Origin of the sequence: Rubrivirga sp. (assembly GCF_965213695.1) — a bacterium.
Taxonomy (GTDB): Bacteria; Bacteroidota; Rhodothermia; order Rhodothermales; family Rubricoccaceae; genus Rubrivirga.
Window position 1 is genome coordinate 3,819,781 of sequence record NZ_OZ243912.1, and the last position, 13,655, is coordinate 3,833,435.

Genomic DNA, 13,655 nt, shown 5'->3' on the forward strand with positions numbered 1-13,655 from the left:
CGTGCCCTCGCCCGACCCCCAACCGCGAGCGCGGCGAGCCGCCCCCACGAACCCGGCGCGCGGGGCGGCGTCCACCCGGCCCGACCTCCCTCCCCCATGGCCGACGTGTCCTCCTCCCGGCCCTCCGGGGCCAAGAACCCCGCCATCGTCTGCGTCGACGATGACCCCGAGGTGCTCCGGGCCGTGGCCCGCGACGTCCGCCGCCGCTACGGCGACCGGTACCGCGTGCTCCGCGCCGACACCGGGGCCGAGGCCATCGCTGCCGTCCGCGAGCTGGTCGGCCGGAGCGAGCCGGTCGCCCTCGTCCTCTCGGATCAGCGGATGCCCGGGCTCGACGGGGTCGGCCTGCTCGCCGAGGTCGCGGCCGTGACGCCGCGCACCAAACGAGTCCTGCTCACGGCCTACGCCGACACCGACGCCGCCATCTCGGCCATCAACGACAGCCGCGTCGACTACTACCTCCTCAAGCCCTGGGACCCGCCCGAGGCCGGCCTCTACCCGACGCTCGACGACCTGCTGGCGGACTGGCGCGGGGCCTACCGGCCCGGCTACGGCGGCCTGCGCGTGCTCGGCGACCGGTGGAGCGCCGAGGGCCACCGGCTCCGCGACTTCCTCTCGCGCAACAACGTGCCGTACCGGTTCGAGGACGTCGAGCGCGACGACGACGCCCGCGCGCTCGCCGGCGGAGCCGCGCTCCCGCTCGTGATCCTGGAGGACGGGTCGCGGCTGGAGGCGCCGGAGCCGCGCGAGGTGGCCGCCCGAATCGGGCTCCGCCAAGACGCCGAGCGCGAGTTCTACGACCTCGCCATCGTCGGCGGGGGGCCGGCCGGGCTGGCGTCGGCCGTCTACGGCGCGAGCGAGGGGCTCAAGACGGTGCTCTTGGAGCGGCAGGCGCCAGGCGGCCAGGCCGGCACGTCGTCGCGGATCGAGAACTACCTCGGGTTCCCCGCCGGGCTCTCCGGCGCCGACCTGGCGCGGCGCGGCGTGGCCCAGGCCGAGCGGTTCGGGGTCGAGATCCTGGCCCCGGTCGAGGTGTCGAGCGTCCGCATGGACGGCCCGTACAAGATCCTGACGTTGGACGACGGCCGCGAGCTCTCGTGCCACGCGCTCATGCTGGCGACCGGCGTCGACTGGCGCAAGCTGCCCGCCGACGGCGCGGCCGAGTTCGAGGGCCGCGGCGTCTACTACGGCGCCGCGATGACCGAGGCGATGGGCTGCGCCGGCGAGCACGTCCTGGTTATCGGCGCCGGCAACTCGGCCGGCCAGGGCGCCCTTCACTTTGCCGACTACGCCGACCGCGTGACCGTCGTCGTGCGGGGCGACAGTCTGGCCAAGAGCATGAGCCAGTACCTCGTCGACCGGATCGAGGCGCACCCCCGCATCGACGTCCGCCTGACCACCGAGGCGACGGCGCTCGACGGCGACGGCCATCTCCAACACGTCACGCTCACGGACTGCGCGACGGGCGAGGCCGAGGTCGTCGAGACGAGCTTCCTGTTCGTCTTCATCGGCGCGGCGCCCCACACCGGGTGGCTGCCCGACGCCGTCGCCCGCGACCGGCGCGGGTTCGTCCGCACCGGGCCCGACCTGACCGAGGCCGACCTGGCGGAGTGGCCGCTTGAACGGGCCCCGTTCCTCTTAGAGACGAGCGTGCCCGGCGTGTTCGTGGCCGGCGACGTCCGCGCCGAGTCGGTCAAGCGCGTGGCCTCGGCCGTCGGCGAGGGCTCGGTGGCCGTCGCGTTTGTGCATCAGCACCTGTCTGAGTTATGAGTGAAGGGTGATGCTTGAAGAGCCCATCACCCTTCCCCCTTTACCCATCCCCCATGATTTCCGGCCTCCACCACGTCACCGCCATCTGCGGTCCCGCCCAGGCCAACGTCGACACCTACGCCGGGACGCTGGGGCTGAGGCTCGTCAAGCAGACCGTCAACTTCGACGACCCCGGCACAACCCACCTCTACTACGCCGACGGCGACGCGCGGCCGGGCTCGGTCCTGACCTTCTTCCCGTGGCCCTCCGACGGGATGCGAGGCCGCGTCGGCGCGGGGCAGGCGACGGCGACGGCCTACGCGGTGGCCCCGGGCGCGCTGTCGCAGTGGCTCGACCGGCTCCCCGGCGCCGCCCTCCAGGTGGCCCCGCCGACGGCCCGGTTCGGCCAGAACGTCTTGACGCTCCGCGACCCGGACGGGCTGGTGATCGAGCTGATCGAGACCGACGACGCCAGCGGGCAGTGGGCCGGGGGGCCGGTTCCGGAGTCGATGGCCCTCGGTGCGTTCCACAGCGTCACGCTGTGCTCGTACGACCCGGACGCGACGGCACACGTGCTGACGGAGGCCTACGGCTACGCCGAGCACGGCCAGGACGGCGACCGCCTGCGGCTCGTCAACCCGCGCGCCGACCGGGCCGAGTTCGTCGACCTGTTCTGCGGGCCCCAGATGCAGGCCGGGCGGATGGGCATCGGGACCGTCCACCACGTCGCCTTCCGCGCGCCCGACGACGACGCGGAGCTCGAGGCGAGGGAGACGCTGCTGTCGATGGGCCTGCGACCGACGCCCCAGATCGACCGCCAGTACTTCCGCTCGGTGTACACGCGCGAGCCCGGCGGCATCCTGTTCGAGATCGCGACGGACGGGCCTGGGTTCGCCGTGGACGAACCCGCCGAGTCGCTCGGGCGGTCGCTCCAGTTGCCGCCGCAGTACGAGCCGCAGCGGGCCGCCATCGAGGCCCGGCTGGCGCCGCTGGACCTCCCGTACTGAGCCCAGACGTAAGCGCGCGCCAGGGCGGAGGCGTCTCCGGGACTCTCCCCCTCCGAGCCGATGCCTTCTCCCTACGACGCCGTCATCATCGGCGCGGGCACGGCCGGTCTGTCGGCCGCCGTCCTGCTCGGCCGCTCGCGCCGCCGCGTCCTGGTGCTCGACGGCGGCCCCCCGCGCAACGCGCCCGCGCCCGCCGCCCACAACGTGTTCACGCGCGACGGGACGCCGCCGCTCGACCTGCTCCGAATGGCCCGGGCCGACCTCGCGGCGTACCCCAACGCCGAGGTCCGCGAAGGCCGGGCGGTCGGGGTCGAGGGGGCGGAGGAGGCGTTCGTGGTCGCGCTCGACGACGGCGCCGAGGTGGCGGCTCGGCAGGTCGTGCTCGCGACCGGCGTCGTGGACGAGTTGCCGGAGTGGCCCGGCGTGCGCGAGCTGTGGGGCGGCACCGTCTTCCACTGCCCGTACTGCCACGGCTGGGAGGTCCGCGAGCGCCCGCTGGCCGTCGCCATGAACGGGCCGGACGCGGCCGACCGCGTAGTCCTGCTCCGGGCCTGGTCCGACGACGTGGTCCTGCTGACGGACGGGCCGAGCGAGGTCGGCGCCGAGGGCCAGGCGACGCTGGACGCGCTCGGCGCCGAGACGGTGGAGGCGCCGGTCGCGGAGCTGGTGGGCGACGGCGACCAGCTCCGGGCGGTCCGCTTCGCGGACGGGACCGAGGTCGAGCGAGGCGGGCTGCTCCTCAGCCCGCCCCAGCGCGAGGCGAGCGGGCTCGCCGCCGCGCTCGGCTGCGAGACGACCGAGACCGGCCACGTCGCCGCGACGATGGGCCGGACGTCGGTGCCCGGCGTGTGGGCGGCCGGCGACCTCACCACGCCCCTCCAGTCGGTGGCCTCGGCCGCGGCCCAGGGGTCGACGGCCGGGGCGATGCTCAACCACGCGCTCGCCCACGCCGACGCGGAGGACCAGACCCACCGGCCCGGTGTCCGCTGACGCCCAGGATGTGTCGCATCCCGCTCGCGAGGACGCTGGAGACGAGCATGCGATAACCCTGGGGACGCGGGCTTCCCGACCGGCCACACGTTCCACAACCTGGCCGCTGGGCCCGACGGGGCGGTCGTGGTCGCGTGGCTCGACGGGACCGCCCGGGACCGCTGGCGCCAATCGCACCCCGAGACGGCGAGTGCCGGGCACCACGCCCCGATCCGCCTCGTCCGCGACGGCGAGCCCCACCACGCGGCGGCGTCGGGCGAGCCCGGGACCCAGCTCGTGCTGGCCCGCTCGGCCGACGGCGGCCGTTCGCCGACCCGGTCGTCGTCGCCGGCGGGACGTGCCAGTGCTGCCGGACGGCGCTCGCGGTCGCGTAGGCCGTTCCGTCCTGCGCGGCGTGGCGGCACCTCTTCGACGGCGGCGAGCGCGACATGGCGCTGGCCCGGTGCGACGACGGCGGCGCCACGTTCGGCGCGCCCGCCCGCGTTCACCGCGACGGGTGGGCCATCGACGGGCGCCCGCACTCGGGCCCGGCTGTGACGACCGACGCCGGCGCCGCCGTCCACGTCGCGTGGGCGACGGGCGCCCCGGACCGGGCCGGGATCTGGCGCGCGGTTTCGACCGACCGCGGCGCCTCCTTCGGCGAACCCTCACCGCTGGCCGTCCCGTCCCCGCTCGACCAGGTCCGGGCCACGACGGTCGGCGGCCAGGCCGTGTTCGCGGTCGAGGACCCGAGGACGACGCGCGTCGATGGCGACCAAGCCGATCTTGCCGCTGGCCCCGACGGCTGGCGCCTGGTGTGGCACGGCCCGGACGGGATTCGCCAAACCGACGCGGCCTCTTTCCGCCTACAAGCCTCTCTCCACCCATGACCCGCCTCCTCACCGTGGCTGCGGCCGCGGCCCTGACCGTTGGCCCCGCGCTCGCCCAACACGACCCCGCCCGCCTCGGGCCCGAGCCGGAGGGGGCCGGCGCCGACCGGGCGTCCGCCGAGACCGGCTTCTGGGTCCGCACGGCGGGCACCCAGATGCGGGTGATGCGGGACGGCGACCTGAGCGCCCGCGCGGCGCTGGACTCGCTGGCGCACGTGCCCGGCCTGTACGCCATCGGCCCGGTCGAGGGGTTGCGGGGCGAGGTCACGGTCTACGACGGCGTCCCGTCGATCTCGACCGTGGCGGACGGCCGCGTCGCCGTCGACGAGTCGTTCGGGCATCGGGCCGCGTTCCTGGTCTACGCGAGCGCCACGGACTGGCGGCCGGTCCCGGTGACGCGGGACCTGGACGGGCTGGCCGACGTCGAGGCGTTCGTCGAGGACGCGGCGACCCGAGCCGGGCTCGACCTCGACGGGGCGTTCCCGTTCCGGATCGAGGGCCACGCCGACACGCTGGTTTACCACGTCCTCAACAAGACCGACGACGCGCCCCACTCGCACGCGGCGCACGACCGAGTCAAGGCGATGTTCTCGGCGGCCGACGTGGGCGTCGACGTCGTCGGGTTCTGGGGCGGGACGGCCGGCCAGGGCGTGTTCACGCACCGCGGCGAGCGGACCCACCTCCACGCCCGCCTGTCCGACCGCTCGGCGTCGGGCCACGTCGACGGGATCCGCGTCGCGGCCGGCGCCACGCTCCACCTCCCCCGATGATGCGCACGCTCCTCCTCTCGCTCGTGCTCGCCGGCGCGGCCCAGGCCCAGCACCGCCACTCGGCTCCGTCCGACACGGCGTCCGTCGCCGAGACGTTCGTCGTGACCGGCCTGCGCGTCGACGAGGCCGACCCGCCGCCGGGGAGCGCCGTCGGCCGGGCCGGGCTCCGGTTCGCCGACGGCGGCTACGTGTCGGTCGTCCACGGGAAGCCGTACGCTCGGGGCCGCGTCGTGTGGGGCGGGCTGGTGGCCGACGGCGACGTGTGGGCCGCCGGCGCCCACCGCGCCACCGAGCTCGTGACGACGGTCCCGCTCGTGATCGGCGGGACGCGCGTCGAGGCCGGCGCCTACTCCCTGTTCGTCACGCCGGCGCCGGGCGTCTGGACGCTCCACGTCAACACGGCGTTGGGGATGCACCTCGCCGACGAGTACGACGCCGCGCTCGACCTCGCCACGGCGACCGTCGCGCCCGTCGCGCTGGCGGAGCCGGTCGAGGGCCTGACGTGGGCGTTCGCCGACGACGGCTCGGCGCTCACGCTGGCCTGGGCCGACCGCTCGGCCTCGTTCCCCTTCGCCCGCGCCGACCGATGACACGCTTGATTCCGCTCCTCGCGCTCACCCTCACCGCGTGCGGCGGGCGCCCCGACCACCTCGCGCCCGAGGACGACCTGACCGATCTCGACGTGGCCTTGGTCAACCAGGACTCGACCGCGTTCGCGTTTCCCGCCGCCCTCGACGGGCGCGTCGCCTACGTCACGGCCGTGTACACGAACTGCCCCGACGTCTGCCCGATGACGATGGCCCAGACCCAGAAGGTGCGCCAGGCGCTCGGGCCCGACGCCGACCGCGTCCAGTTCGTCGCGCTCACGTTCGACCCGGCGCGCGACACGCCGGCGGCGCTGCGGCGCTACGCCGAGACGTGGGAGATCGGGCCGGGCTGGCGGCTCGCGACGGGCGACTCGGCGACCGTGGGCCGGCTGATGGACCGGCTCGGCATCCGCGTCGAGGAGTCGCGCCGGGACACCTTCGCCGACGGCCGCGTGTACTACGCGCTCAGCCACACCGACAAGGCCTTGCTGATCGACCAGGACGGCCGCGTCGTCGAGACCTACGGCGGGAGCGCGGCCCCGCCCGAGATGGTCGCCGAAGACGTCCGCGCCCTCCTCTGACCCCCGTTCTCCATGCGCACGCTCTCTCTCCTCGCCCTCACGCTCGCCCTGGCCGCCTGCGCCGGCGACCCCGAGCCGACGGCCGTCGACGACCAAGTCCTCCCAGATTCGGACCCGTTCGCCCTCGACGCCTCGGCCACCGCCTTCGGGCTGTCCGAGCCCTACGCCCGCGCGGCCCCGGCCGGCGGCGTCTCGGCGATGTTCGCCCGGATCGAGAACCCGACCGGCGACGCCGACACGCTCGTCGCGGCGCGGACCGACGCGGCCGGGCGCGTCGAGATCCACCGGACGCAGGAGAACGCGGAGGGCCTGAGCGAGATGGTCCCGGTCGAGGGCGGGCTGACGGTCCCAGCCGGCGAGACGGTCGCGCTCGAACCAGGCGGCCTCCACGTCATGCTGCTCGACCTCCAGCGCGACCTGGTGGCCGGCGACACGCTCGACGTCGAGCTCGAGTTCGCCGGGCGCGGCGCCGTGACGGTCCGCGCGCCCGTCCGCGGGCTCTGATGGGGCCGCACGACGGACAGCCGCTCGTCACGGCCGGTGCGCCTCTCGCCGACGCCCCCGGCGCCGTCGTGCTGCTCCACGGCCGGGGCGACAGCGCGCGCGGCATCCTGGGCCTGGCGGACGAGATCGGCCGGCCGGACCTCGCGTGGCTCGCGCCCCAGGCGGCCGGCGGCGCGTGGTACCCGCACAGATTCCTGGCGCCGTTGGAAGCCAACGAGCCCGGTCTGTCGAGCGGCATTGAGGCCGTGCTGCGGGCGGTGGCCCAGGCCGAGGCGGCTGGAACTCCGCGAGCGCGCGTCGTGCTCGGCGGGTTCAGCCAGGGCGCGTGCCTGGCGCTGGAGACGGCCGCGCGCCACGCCGGCCGCTGGGGCGGCGTGTTCGCCTTGAGCGGCGGTTTGCTCGGAACGGGCCCCAGGCCAGCCGGCGCGCCGCGCGTCTCGGGCATGGGCGGCACGTACGCCGAGAAGGCGTTCGACTACGACGGCTCGCTCGACGGCGTGCCCATATTCCTCGGCTGCTCCGACGTGGATCCGCACATCCCGCTCACCCGCGTCGAGCGGACGGCTGAAGTACTCCACCGCCTCGGCGCCGAGGTGGACGCGCGGGTGTACCCGGGCATGGGCCACACGGTCAACCGCGACGAGATCGACGTGGTGAGGGTGATGCTCGGCGGGGTGGCCGAGGAGAGGCAAGCCGGTTAGGGAAATATGACCTTGGGCGGCGGGTGTTGCCTCCTGGTCAAGCCCGCCGTCCGCCCTCGGCACCTCGCAGTAGCGGGTCGTGCGCCGTACGCCTCACAGAGCTCTCCAGAGCTCGTCAGGCACCAGAGTTCATAGTCGATCTCGGCTGACTCCCCGTCGTTCCCTTTCACGACCGTCACCGTGATCTTGTTTTGTACCGGATCGGGGCGGTAGCTCGTGAAGATCGTGTCGTCTAGAGGGATGACCGCGACGAGCCGGACGGGCGTGTTTGGGGCCACGGTCCATTCGAAGGTCTCCTCAGTCCCTGTGTGGCGCGCCCGTCCCGGTGGCGCGTGGATGTAGACGCTGTTGTCGGAGGCACGTTGCAGCGAGACGGTGATTGGGTCGGGCATGGTGTGAGAGGAGGGCGTGAACTACCGGGGCGAACGCGGGAACCGGGGGTGGGTGAGGAGCGGGACGAGGGCGGGGTCGTCGGCGACGTCTTCGAAGGTGTGGCCCTCTCTGGCCGCCGCGCTCAGCGCGTCGAGAGCGGCGTCGGTGTCACCGAGGAGGGCCAACACCTGGCCAGCTTCGTACTGGACGCCGGGGTCGGCGGGCGCCAAGGCAGCCGCGCGTCGGACGTCACGGCGGGCGCCGTCTGGATCGCCGGTGCCCTCGCGGTAGGTCGCCGCGGCGGCGAGGAGGGCGGGGTCGTTCGGGTTGACGGCGAGCCCGACCTCAGCCTGGCGGAGCGCACCCCGCATCGCGTCGGTCCGCCGGGCACGGTCGCCCAGGTCCCAGTACGCTGAGGCGAGGTTACGCCACACGATGTGGTTGCTGCTGTCTTGTGCGAGCACTTGCCGGAAGCGAGCAGTGGCCCCTCTAGCGTTGCCCTTTTTGAGGAGGACCGTCGCGAGATTGAAGACGCCCGATGCGTCGGGGCGCAGGCCCACGACACGCTGGTAGGCGGCCTCAGCCCCATCGAGATCACCTGCTCCGAAGCGAGCCGCGCCGAGCCCGGAGTAGCCCTGGTAGTTCTCAGGAGCGAGACCGACGACGGCCTGGAACTGGGCGGCGGCCTCGTCGAGCCGCTGGTGACGGAGGAAGAAAGCGCCCAACTCGAACGCGCTTGTCCAGCGAGCGGGCGCACGGCTCAGGATCTCGCGGAGCGTCGCTTCGGCGCCCTCCAGATCGGACTGAGCCTCTTGCGCAGCGGCGAGGGCGCGGAGGGCGTCGGCAGAGCCGGCGCCAAGAGCGAGCGCGCGGCGAGCGTACCGCATAGCCTGGGGCCCCTCGCCGGTCGTCAGCGCCAGCTTCGAGCGTGTGACCAGAACGGCCACGTTGTCGGGGTCGAGGGCGTCCGCCCGGTCGGCCGCCGCCTGAGCGCGGCCCACCCAGCCGGGGTCGAGCGTGGCCTTATACCTCGCGAGCGCCGCCTCGGCGAGTCGCGCGTGGGCCTCCACGAACGCCGAGTCCACGTCGATGGCCTGCTGGAAAAAGTCGATGGCCCGGTCGAGGTCCTCGGCGTCGCGGTCGCGCTCCAGGTAGCCGATGCCCCGGAGGTAGTAGTCCTGCGCCTCGGGGTCGTCGGTACTCAGGGCGAGACGCTCGGCGTCATCGACGGGAAAGTCGAGAAGGTCAGCGACGAGCGTGAGGGCGCGGGCGCGGAGGCTGGCCTCGTCGGCGCGGGCGACGGTCAGCGTGCGGGACCCGACGAGGCGGGGCCGGTCGTCGGCCGTCGTGAGCGCGAGCGTCAACGTGAGCCGGCCGCCCTCGCGGCGGAGCGTCCCTGTGAGCGCGAGGGTGGCGCCGAGCACCGTGCCCGCTTGGCGGGCACTGGCCACGTCGAGCGCGCGGACCTCGGAGACGGGCACCACCCACACGTCGCGGTCCGGCGGCGCCATCTCGGCGACTCCACCTGCCAGCATCTCCGCAAGGCCCTGGGCGAACGCCTGCTCGTCGGCCCCGTCGGGGATGGCCTCGGGAGGCAAGATGGCGAGGTGGATCGCGTCGGGCAGGCCGGTCGCGTCGGCGGCCCGGACGCTCCACCAGCCGGCGGCGACCAGTCCGACGAGGATGACGGCAGCAAGGGCCAGCCCGAGCCGGGACCGCCGGAGGCGGCGAGCGACGAGGGCCAGCCGGAACGGGGCGACGGGAGCGGCGTCGGGTTGGAGGACGGCGTCGAGCGCGTCGCCGAGCGCCGCCGCGTCGGCGTAGCGGTCGGCCGGGTCCTTCGCGAGGCACCGCGCAACGACGGCGTCGAGCGCGGGTGGGACGTCGGCCAGGGTGCTGGGCGGCGGCGGGTCCTCGTGCAAGACGGCGTAGAGCACGGCGGCCTCGTACGACGCCGCGAACGGGCGGGCGCCGGTCAGCATCTCGTAGAGCACGACGCCGACGGCCCACACGTCGGACCGGGCGTCGGCGTCGCCGCTCGCTTGCTCGGGGGCGCCGTACACGACCGTGCCGGCCGTGTGGCCGGTCTTCGTCAGGGCCACGCCCGGCACCTTGGCGACGCCGAAGTCGAGCACCTTGGGCGTCCCGTCCTCGCACAGGAACACGTTGGACGGCTTGAGGTCGCGGTGGACGATGCCCCGGGCGTGGGCCGCCGCGACGCCGGCCGCCACGCCGCGCGCGATGCGGACGGCCTCCTCGGCGGGGACCGGCCCCCGCTCCAGCCGCTGGGCCAGCGTCTCGCCGTCGTAGCACGCGAGCGCGATGTAGGGCCGGCCGTCGGCGGTCTCGGCCACCTCGTAGACCGTGCAGACGTTGGGGTGGTCGAGCGTCGCCGCCGCCCGGGCCTCGACCAGCAGCCGCTCCTTGGCCGCCGGGTCCCGTGCGAGCGCGGCCGGGAGGAACTTGAGCGCGACCGTCCGCCCCAGCCGCGTGTCCTCGGCGCGGTAGACGACGCCCATCCCTCCCCGTCCCAGCTCCCCGAGGAGGCGGTAGGGCCCCGTCCGGTCCGCTGGAGACGAGGAGGCGAGGAAGGGAGCCGACGTGGCCACGAGCGATGCGAGCCGTTCCCGCCGAACATACGGTTATCCGGTTGTTCCAACCGAGGTTGCCCGTCCGTCGGGCAGGGCTATCGCGACCTCGGCGTTCGGTTCTCCGAGGCCACCCCCTTGTCATCCTGAGCTTGCGAAGAGCCTGCCCCCGCGAAGGCGGGGGATCTCGACGCCGTCCTCTCAGCCCATAGGGACCGGTGCCGACAGACTCGGCGGATCGTGCCGAGATCCCCTCGGCTTCGCTCAGGACATGCCGTCGCACGCTCAGGATGACACGTCGGGGAGGTTGCGATAGCCCTGGCCTACGGGCACTGCACGCGCTCGGGCTGCCGAGGCCGGCCCCGGTCGCCGTAAGCTCTCCGCGCGCTGACGTCTCCGTCTCCGCGCGCTCCGTCCCGTCCCATGCCGTTCGTCCTCGCCGCTGGCGCCGTCCCCTCGTTCCTGGTCGAGGTCGTCGTCATCGTGGCGGCGGCGGCGGTCGTGGCCTACGTCAGCCAGCGCGTCGGGCTGGTGCCGATTGTGGGGTTCCTGCTGGCGGGCGTCCTGATCGGGCCGAGCGGGCTGGGGCTGGTCACCGACCCCGAGCTGATCGACGCGGCGGCCGAGATCGGCGTGCTGCTGCTCTTGTTCACGATCGGGATCGAGTTCTCGCTCGACAAGCTCCAGAAGATCCAGCGGCTCATCTTCGTCGGCGGCGGGATCCAGGTCGGGCTGACGACCCTGCTCGTGGCCGGGCTGTGCATGGCGTTCGGCGTCGGGTGGCGGCCGGCCGTGTTCACGGGCTTCCTGGTCGCGTTGTCGTCGACGGCGATTGTGACGAAGCTGTTGGGCGACCGGGGCGAGACGAACACCGAGGTCGGGCAGGGGGCCGTCGGGCTGCTCATCTTCCAGGACCTGGCCGTGATCCTGATGGTCCTGCTGGTGCCGGCCCTCGGTGGCGGCGACGTGTCGGGCGGCGAGCTGGCGATCGCGCTGGGCACGGCGGCGGCCATCATCGTGTTCGTGCTCGTCGTCGCGCGGCGGGTGCTGCCGCCCGTCCTGGAGCACGTGGCCCGGACGTGCTCGCCCGAGCTGTTCCTGCTGACCGTCATCGCGATCTGCTTCGGGACGGCCTACGCGGTCGGGCTGGCCGGCGTCTCGATCTCGCTCGGCGCGTTCCTGGCCGGGCTCGTCGTGAGCCAAAGCCGGTTCTCGGAGCACGCCCTCAGCGAGATCCTGCCGCTCCAGATCCTGTTCTCGGCCACGTTCTTCGTGTCGGTCGGGTTGCTGCTCGACCTCGGGTTCGTGTGGGAGAACCTGGGGCTCGTGCTGCTGGCCCTCGTGGCGGTCACGCTGCTCAAGTTCGCGACGACGTTCGCGGCCATCCGCGCGGTCGGGCGGGCGACGCCGGCCGCCGCGGCGACGGGCCTGTGGCTGGCGCAAGTGGGCGAGTTCTCGTTCGTGCTGGAGCGGTCGGGGCGGGAGGCCGGGCTGGCGCCGCTGGGGATGGACGACGTGGGCGCCCCGCTCTTTATCGCGGCGACGGTCGTGTCGATGGCGCTCACGCCGGTCGCCGCGCCCTACGCCGGGCGGCTGGCGGCCCGGCTCCGGGGGAGGGCCGACGCGAAGGAGCCGGAACCGGCGCCCGTCGACCCGGGCCACTTCGCCGACCTGGAGAACCACACGATCGTGGCCGGCTACGGCGACGCGGCGCGCAAGCTGGTCCACGTGCTCGACGGCTCGGGCGTCCCGTTCGCCGTCGTCACGCTGTCGCCGGACGGCGCGCGCCAAGCCGAGGCCGCCGGGCTCCGCGTGCTCCGCGGCGACTACGCCAAGCGCCACATCCTGGAGGCCGTCGGGCTCGACCGGGCCAAGCTCTTGGTCATCCCGGACGACCGGCCGCAGCAGGCCCACCGCGTGGTGTCGGTCGCCCGGGCGCTCGCGCCGACGGTCCGCATCGTGGCCTGCGCGCCGACCGCCGACGCCGCCGAGGAGCTGGTCGAGGCCGGGGCCGACCGCGTGATCGCCGTCGAGCTCGAAGCCGTCGTCGGCCTGTTCGACGACGTGCTCCGGCACTACCGGGTCGCGCCCGACGAGATCCTGCGCCACGAGGAGACGCTCCGCCACGGGACCTACCAGGCGTTCGACCGCGACGTGATGGACACGCCGGCCGTCCGCTGCGAGCTCGACGCCGACTGCTTCTCGACGCGGTCCGTCACGATCCGGGCCGGCGCCCGCGCCGACGGCCAGTCGCTGGCGGACCTCCGGCTCGACGAGCGCCTCTTGCACGCCATCGAGGTCACGCATGACGGCGACCTCACCCGGGAGCCCGGCGGTCGGTTCGTCCTCCGGGCCGGCGACGAGGTCCTGTTCGGCGGCACGCCGCAGTCGTTCATCGACGCCGCCGACCTGTTCCGCACGTCCGACGCCGGCACGCCCTCCCTCCCCGACCTCCCGCCCATGCCCACGCAGCGCGCCGACTGGATCGACACGACGGCCCCAGTCCACCTCGACCCCGACCCGGACGCCGGGTGCTCCCACCTCGACCACGTCCACGACGTGACGCCGGGCACGCCGGGGTGCCAAGAGTGCCTCCGCGACGGCGACCGCTGGGTCCACCTCCGGGTGTGCCTCGAGTGCGGCCACGTCGGCTGCTGCGACTCGTCGCCGAACAAGCACGCGACGAAGCACTTCCACGCGACGGGCCACCCGGTCGTCCGCTCCATCGAGCCGGGCGAGACCTGGGGCTGGTGCTACGAGGACGAGGTGATGCTGTGACCCCGAGCTCGAGGAGAGCGTGGGGGTGCCTCCTCCCTTGAGGGAGATGCCTGCGCCAGCAGGCGGAGGGTGTCGGCTCGGGCCCACCACCCCGAGGCAACCCCCACCCCGGCAGAGCGATGCCAGGGTGCTCGTAGGCCGACCCCCCGCTCCCGCGGC

12 protein-coding genes are annotated in these 13,655 nt (G+C 74.1%); 10 read left to right on the plus strand and 2 right to left on the minus strand.

All coding sequences use genetic code 11. From position 1 onward, the window contains the following. Positions 1 to 96: 96 nt before the first annotated feature. The 9 genes from ACOOHE_RS16940 (at position 97) to ACOOHE_RS16980 (ending at position 7,758) form a co-directional block, all read left to right on the plus strand. Complete coding sequence (locus ACOOHE_RS16940) at positions 97 to 1,770, plus strand: FAD-dependent oxidoreductase (RefSeq protein WP_420455267.1); 1,674 nt, start codon at positions 97 to 99, stop codon at positions 1,768 to 1,770. Between the two features lie 53 nt (positions 1,771 to 1,823). Next, entirely contained in the window at positions 1,824 to 2,756 is a 933-nt protein-coding gene (locus ACOOHE_RS16945; RefSeq protein WP_420455268.1) for a ring-cleaving dioxygenase, read from the plus strand. 60 nt (positions 2,757 to 2,816) lie between these two features. Continuing rightward, positions 2,817 to 3,746 carry an NAD(P)/FAD-dependent oxidoreductase gene (locus tag ACOOHE_RS16950; protein ID WP_420455269.1) on the plus strand — a complete coding sequence of 310 codons (930 nt, stop codon included), beginning with the start codon at positions 2,817 to 2,819 and terminating at the stop codon, positions 3,744 to 3,746. Positions 3,747 to 4,174: 428 nt separating this feature from the next. Beyond that, the gene (locus ACOOHE_RS16955; protein WP_420455270.1) at positions 4,175 to 4,615 is read left to right on the plus strand and encodes a hypothetical protein; all 441 of its coding nucleotides are present in this window, start codon (positions 4,175 to 4,177) and stop codon (positions 4,613 to 4,615) included. Beyond that, positions 4,612 to 5,385 (plus strand): acetolactate decarboxylase, encoded by a 774-nt coding sequence (locus ACOOHE_RS16960; RefSeq protein WP_420455271.1) that lies wholly within the window; start codon positions 4,612 to 4,614, stop codon positions 5,383 to 5,385. Before ACOOHE_RS16955 ends, ACOOHE_RS16960 begins: the two co-directional genes overlap by 4 nt. Beyond that, positions 5,385 to 5,975 (plus strand): DUF2911 domain-containing protein, encoded by a 591-nt coding sequence (locus ACOOHE_RS16965; RefSeq protein WP_420455272.1) that lies wholly within the window; start codon positions 5,385 to 5,387, stop codon positions 5,973 to 5,975. Before ACOOHE_RS16960 ends, ACOOHE_RS16965 begins: the two co-directional genes overlap by 1 nt. Next, on the plus strand, positions 5,972 to 6,553 hold the full coding sequence (locus ACOOHE_RS16970) for an SCO family protein (RefSeq protein WP_420455273.1): 582 nt from the start codon (positions 5,972 to 5,974) through the stop codon (positions 6,551 to 6,553). The genes ACOOHE_RS16965 and ACOOHE_RS16970 overlap by 4 nt, the downstream gene beginning before the upstream one ends. A 12-nt stretch (positions 6,554 to 6,565) precedes the next feature. Then, the gene (locus tag ACOOHE_RS16975) at positions 6,566 to 7,057 is read left to right on the plus strand and encodes a copper chaperone PCu(A)C (RefSeq protein WP_420455274.1); all 492 of its coding nucleotides are present in this window, start codon (positions 6,566 to 6,568) and stop codon (positions 7,055 to 7,057) included. Then, the gene (locus tag ACOOHE_RS16980) at positions 7,057 to 7,758 is read left to right on the plus strand and encodes an alpha/beta hydrolase (RefSeq protein WP_420455275.1); all 702 of its coding nucleotides are present in this window, start codon (positions 7,057 to 7,059) and stop codon (positions 7,756 to 7,758) included. The genes ACOOHE_RS16975 and ACOOHE_RS16980 overlap by 1 nt, the downstream gene beginning before the upstream one ends. Here the strand turns inward: ACOOHE_RS16980 and ACOOHE_RS16985 are convergent. Both ACOOHE_RS16985 and ACOOHE_RS16990 read right to left on the minus strand, forming a co-directional pair. Then, positions 7,755 to 8,150 carry a hypothetical protein gene (locus ACOOHE_RS16985; RefSeq protein WP_420455276.1) on the minus strand — a complete coding sequence of 132 codons (396 nt, stop codon included), beginning with the start codon at positions 8,148 to 8,150 and terminating at the stop codon, positions 7,755 to 7,757. The two genes, ACOOHE_RS16980 and ACOOHE_RS16985, sit on opposite strands and share 4 nt — an antisense overlap. Before the next feature lie 21 nt (positions 8,151 to 8,171). Next, the gene (locus ACOOHE_RS16990) at positions 8,172 to 10,739 is read right to left on the minus strand and encodes a protein kinase domain-containing protein (protein ID WP_420455277.1); all 2,568 of its coding nucleotides are present in this window, start codon (positions 10,737 to 10,739) and stop codon (positions 8,172 to 8,174) included. Between the two features lie 402 nt (positions 10,740 to 11,141). On the opposite strand from ACOOHE_RS16990, the gene ACOOHE_RS16995 reads away from it, so the two are divergent. Continuing rightward, a complete protein-coding gene (locus ACOOHE_RS16995) occupies positions 11,142 to 13,496 on the plus strand; it encodes a cation:proton antiporter (RefSeq protein ID WP_420455278.1) in 2,355 nt (784 codons plus the stop codon). Positions 13,497 to 13,655: the final 159 nt, after the last annotated feature.

Bases quoted from the DNA above. Each gene is read 5' to 3' on its own strand.
- ACOOHE_RS16995 (WP_420455278.1), top strand. From the start codon at position 11,142: ATGCCGTTCGTCCTCGCCGCTGGCGCCGTCCCCTCGTTCCTGGTCGAG.
- ACOOHE_RS16940 (WP_420455267.1), top strand. From the start codon at position 97: ATGGCCGACGTGTCCTCCTCCCGGCCCTCCGGGGCCAAGAACCCCGCC.
- ACOOHE_RS16965 (WP_420455272.1), top strand. From the start codon at position 5,385: ATGCGCACGCTCCTCCTCTCGCTCGTGCTCGCCGGCGCGGCCCAGGCC.
- ACOOHE_RS16955 (WP_420455270.1), top strand. From the start codon at position 4,175: ATGGCGCTGGCCCGGTGCGACGACGGCGGCGCCACGTTCGGCGCGCCC.
- ACOOHE_RS16985 (WP_420455276.1), bottom strand. From the start codon at position 8,150: ATGCCCGACCCAATCACCGTCTCGCTGCAACGTGCCTCCGACAACAGC.
- ACOOHE_RS16975 (WP_420455274.1), top strand. From the start codon at position 6,566: ATGCGCACGCTCTCTCTCCTCGCCCTCACGCTCGCCCTGGCCGCCTGC.
- ACOOHE_RS16950 (WP_420455269.1), top strand. From the start codon at position 2,817: ATGCCTTCTCCCTACGACGCCGTCATCATCGGCGCGGGCACGGCCGGT.
- ACOOHE_RS16980 (WP_420455275.1), top strand. From the start codon at position 7,057: ATGGGGCCGCACGACGGACAGCCGCTCGTCACGGCCGGTGCGCCTCTC.
- ACOOHE_RS16970 (WP_420455273.1), top strand. From the start codon at position 5,972: ATGACACGCTTGATTCCGCTCCTCGCGCTCACCCTCACCGCGTGCGGC.
- ACOOHE_RS16945 (WP_420455268.1), top strand. From the start codon at position 1,824: ATGATTTCCGGCCTCCACCACGTCACCGCCATCTGCGGTCCCGCCCAG.
- ACOOHE_RS16960 (WP_420455271.1), top strand. From the start codon at position 4,612: ATGACCCGCCTCCTCACCGTGGCTGCGGCCGCGGCCCTGACCGTTGGC.